Below are 3,980 nucleotides of genomic sequence, written 5' to 3'. Positions count from 1 at the left end.
TGGCCGGGGTTTGCAGCCCTTTCCGCCAGGCGGCCACCTTCTCCAAAAGGGCCTGGGCTTCCGGCCGGAAGGGTTGGCCGGTGGAGATCAGGGTGAGGAGATGGACGAAGTCCCGGGCCCTGAGGGTGGTTTGGGGGCTGTCTTGAACGATGAGGTAGCGGGCGTACGCCCGGGTCACGCTCAGGAAGGCCTCAGGCCTCGAGGCCGCCCCCAGGCCCTGGGCCAGGGCCTGGGCCATTCCCTCCGTGAACCACCCCTCGAGGGCGCGGCGAAGGAGGCGCAGGTCCTTCTCCGCTTCGGCCCGGGCGCTCAGGTCCTCGGGAAGGCCCACCGCCCGCCTGAGCCGGTTTAGGAGGGCGGCCGCCTCCTTTTCCTTCCCCTGGGCCTTGGCCTCAAAGAAGGCGTCGTAAAGGGCTTTTCCCAAGAGGTGCCGGATGAGGAGGAGGCGGGCCTCCAGATCCACCCGGCTTTTTTGGGCCACGGCCTGGCGCGCCTCCTGGAGGTTGACCAGAAGGGCGTCCCTGAGAACCGGCGGGAGGAGGTCTGCCCCCTGGCGGAGGGCGCCTTGCGCCTGGTCCAAGGCGGCGCTTGCCCCTGGCTCCAGGCCCACCCGGCTTAAGCCCTCCTCCACCTGGTCATACACCTCGCTCAAGGACGCAGCCCAGGCCCAGCTCAGAACCCCGATTACGCTCAGAATCAGTGCGCGCTTCATCCTTCTCCCTCCTTGGGAAAAAGCCGCCTCAAGACCTGGAGGAGCTGGCCCAGGTTGGCCTCCTTGCGGGCGAGGAGGGCCACATGCCCCTGGCCTAGGCTTCTCAGCAAGAAAAGCCCCTCCTCGAGGTCCACGTAAAAGGAAGCATACCTGGAAAGGAGTCTGTGGGCCACGGCTGGAAAGGCGAGGGGCTTTTCCGCCCGCACCTCGGCCCCCGTTTGTCCCTGGACCCAGACCCCAACCGCCCCAGGCAACCGGGCGAGCCTCGTGGCCAGCTCGGCCCGGGCCTTGGGGTCCTCCAGGTCCACCGGTTCCTCCAGGCGCTCCCCCTTGGAGGCCTCCACCTCTTCCGCCCTTGGGGGGATGGCCTCTGCCCTCAGGCGGGCGGCCAGGGCCTTGAGCTCGGGGGGCATGCTCCGGAAGGGGAGGTGGGTCCTAAGGAGCTCCCAGAGGGGACCTTCCACGAACTTCGCCCACTCCCCAGGGTCTTGGGGCTGGGAGTCCTTCGGAGCGTACGAGGCCAAAGCGCGGCGGAGGAGGTTTCTCGCCGCGGCCTCGGCCATGTACCTGCTTAAGGCTTCTTCTATCGCTCTTTCCATAGCCGAGGGCTTGTCAAATCCGCCCTCTAAAGTGTACCATAAGCCCTGGCCCGAGAGGATCGGGCTTGAGCCGCTGGGGTGTCGTCTAACGGCAGGACAGCGGACTCTGGATCCGCCGGTCGTGGTTCGAGTCCACGCACCCCAGCCATCTTCTGGCCCCTTCGACTAGTGGTTAGGTCACCGCCCTTTCAAGGCGGCGGCGGGGGTTCGAATCCCCCAGGGGTCACCAAAAGCACCCGAGCCGCACCCATGGCCCCATCGTCTAGAGGCCTAGGACACGGCCCTCTCAAGGCCGAGACGGGGGTTCGAATCCCCCTGGGGTCACCAGCGGCTCGGGCCGCTTTCTGCTATACTGGCCCCGGATACCCTTCCTGGGTATAAAGGGGGGTATCCTGTTTTAAGGGAGGCGACCATGGAGTTTTCTCTGACGGGGCTGGGCGGCGCACCGGTGGAGGAGGCCTACGATGTGGTCATCGTGGGTGGGGGGCCTGCAGGACTCACCGCAGGGATTTACGCGGGCCGGGCCCAGCTGAGGACACTGATCGTGGAAAAGGGCCTCCCCGGTGGCCAGATCGCCCAGACGGACGAGGTGGAGAACTACCCCGGCTTCCCCGAGGGGATCTCCGGGGGGGAGCTGGCCGCCCGGATGCTCCAGCAGGCGGAGAAGTTCGGGGCCCGGCTGGTCATGGACGAGGTCCAGGGGATTGAAAAGACCCTCGAGGGGTTTTTGGTGCGGGGGTACGAGCGCACCTACTGGGCCCGGGTGGTCATCCTGGCCACCGGGGCCAACCCCAGGAAGCTGGGGGTCCCCGGGGAGGAGAGGTTTTACGGCCGGGGGGTTTCCACCTGCGCCACCTGCGATGGCTACTTCTACCGGGACAAGGAGGTGGTGGTGGTGGGCGGGGGAGACGCGGCGGTGGAGGAGGGGTTGTTCCTTACCCGCTTCGCCAAAAAGGTCACCCTGGTCCACCGGCGGGACGAGCTTAGGGCCAACAAGGTGGCCCAGAAGCGCGCCTTCGAGAACCCCAAGATGCGGTTTCTCTTTAGCCATGTGGTCACGGAGATCCTGGGGGAGGAGCAGGTTACTGGGGTACGGCTTAAGAACCTGAAGACCGGGGAGGAGTACGTCTACCCCACGGACGGGGTCTTTGTCTTCATCGGGCACGAGCCGAACACCGCTTTCCTGAAGGGCTTTGTCGAGCTTAGGCCGGACGGGTACGTGGCGGTCCGGGACGAGGTCTTCACCTCGGTGGAGGGGGTCTTTGCCGCGGGGGATGTGGCCGACCCCATCTACCGCCAGCTCACCACCAGCGTGGGGGCGGGCACCCGGGCGGCGATGATGGCGGAGCGGTATCTGGCGGAAAAGGGCGAAGCTGTCCACCCTTAAGATGCCCCTAAGGGTCTGGGCCCTTGCCCTCTTTGGCCTCTGGGGCTTTTTCGCCCGGGCCCAGGTGGTCTACCTCCCTCTGGACGACCGGCCGCCCAACTGGGCCCCCTGCGCCTGGGGCCTGGCGGTCTGCCCGCCCGAAGAGGTGTACCAAGGGCCCTTGGGGGCGGATCTTCCCCGGCTTCGTCCTTGGCTTCTCTCCACGCCGGGGAAGAAGCTGGTGGCTAGCCTGGATGCCTTGGCCTACGGGGGCTTGCTCCAAAGCCGCCACCAGTCCCTTTCCCCCGAGGACGCCCTGGCCAGGCTAACCCCCCTGCTTGCCTGGCGGGTGCGGTACGGGGGGGGATCTTTTCCTCTTTGGGGTTTTGCCCCGCTGGGATGCGAGCCAGAGGGTGCGGAACCTACGGGTTCTCCGGGCTTTGGCACGCTGGGCAGGGCTTTCGGGGGTCTACCTCGAGGCCGTCTGGGACGATGCCCTAAAGGACTCCCCTGCTCCTAAAGAGGCATCTTCTCTTCCGTATCCGACCCGCCCCGGGGCGGACGAGGCGGGCCAGGTGCTCCTCCTTAGGGCCCTTCGGCCCGGGCTTCGGGTGCAGGTGGTCTACGAGGACCCCGGGCTTCCGGACCGCCGTACTCCCTATGAGGCCCTTTCCCTTAAAGAAACGATGGATCGGGTCTTGAAAAGCGCGTCGGCCCTGGAACCCCTGGAGCGGCCCGACCTTGTCCTTTACGTCTACGGGGGGCTGGACCCCAGAAGGGCGGCCTTAGACCTCATGGCCCTGATGCGGGAGCACAGGGTGGCCCTGGCGGACCTTTCCCGGGTCAACCGGGGGGATGCCCGCTTGATGGAGCGCCTTTTAGGCCTCGGCCTTTGCGCCCGGCTGGCCGCCTACGCCGGCTGGGGCACCCCGGCCAACAACCTGGGGAGCGCTTTGGCCCAAGCGGGCTTGTTCCGGGGGGAGGCCCGGCTGAACCGGCTGGCGGAGGGCTACCTGCACTACTGGTAGGGGGAGGTGGGTAGGCCCTGGGTGAGGGCCCGCTTCTTGGAGCCCCTACCCGAGGAGGCCTCTATGGTGAGAAAGGAGTTTGAACGCGTGGAGCTGGACGGTCGGCGCCTCCTTCAGGGGTTCGCTTTCCCTGGAAAAGGAGCTTTGAAGCGGGGTTTTCCTACCGGCTGGTCTTTCCCCCCCGGGTTGGGGTAGATTTGACCCCCTGAGCCCGGCCCGCTTTACAGAAAGGGGGGTCTGGGGGGCTATAATGCCCCCTATTTCAATGGGGGGAT

Annotated in this window: 2 protein-coding genes, 3 tRNA genes and 2 pseudogenes; 5 read left to right on the top strand and 2 right to left on the bottom strand. The window is 66.6% G+C overall.

The window, feature by feature from the left end; genetic code table 11:
* Together C4301_RS09480 and C4301_RS09475 are read right to left on the bottom strand one after the other, a co-directional pair.
* Positions 1–712, bottom strand: a pseudogene (locus C4301_RS09480) (hypothetical protein); the annotation flags it as partial.
* Positions 709–1,311 (bottom strand): hypothetical protein, encoded by a 603-nt coding sequence (locus C4301_RS09475; protein ID WP_352414828.1) that lies wholly within the window; start codon positions 1,309–1,311, stop codon positions 709–711. The gene C4301_RS09475 and the pseudogene C4301_RS09480, both read right to left, overlap by 4 nt.
* A gap of 74 nt (positions 1,312–1,385) precedes the next feature.
* Between C4301_RS09475 and C4301_RS09470 the strand changes: the two genes are divergently transcribed.
* The 5 genes and pseudogenes from C4301_RS09470 to C4301_RS09450 all read left to right on the top strand — a co-directional run bounded on the left by C4301_RS09470 (position 1,386) and on the right by C4301_RS09450 (position 3,914).
* Positions 1,386–1,459: transfer RNA gene (locus C4301_RS09470), tRNA-Gln, on the top strand.
* 6 nt (positions 1,460–1,465) lie between these two features.
* A tRNA-Glu gene (locus C4301_RS09465) sits at positions 1,466–1,540 on the top strand.
* A 22-nt stretch (positions 1,541–1,562) separates the two neighbouring features.
* Positions 1,563–1,638, top strand: a tRNA-Glu gene (locus C4301_RS09460).
* Positions 1,639–1,723: 85 nt separating this feature from the next.
* Positions 1,724–2,698 carry a thioredoxin-disulfide reductase gene (trxB, locus tag C4301_RS09455; RefSeq protein ID WP_352414827.1) on the top strand — a complete coding sequence of 325 codons (975 nt, stop codon included), beginning with the start codon at positions 1,724–1,726 and terminating at the stop codon, positions 2,696–2,698.
* Between the two features lies 1 nt (position 2,699).
* Positions 2,700–3,914 (top strand): annotated as a pseudogene (locus C4301_RS09450) (DUF4127 family protein).
* Positions 3,915–3,980 lie beyond the last annotated feature (66 nt).

The sequence above is a fragment of the Thermus sp. genome (genome assembly GCF_040290245.1).
GTDB lineage: Bacteria > Deinococcota > Deinococci > Deinococcales > Thermaceae > Thermus_A.
This window is presented reverse-complemented; position numbering and strand designations above follow the sequence as displayed.

Bases quoted from the DNA above. Each gene is read 5' to 3' on its own strand.
- C4301_RS09475 (WP_352414828.1), bottom strand. From the start codon at position 1,311: ATGGAAAGAGCGATAGAAGAAGCCTTAAGCAGGTACATGGCCGAGGCC.
- trxB (WP_352414827.1), top strand. From the start codon at position 1,724: ATGGAGTTTTCTCTGACGGGGCTGGGCGGCGCACCGGTGGAGGAGGCC.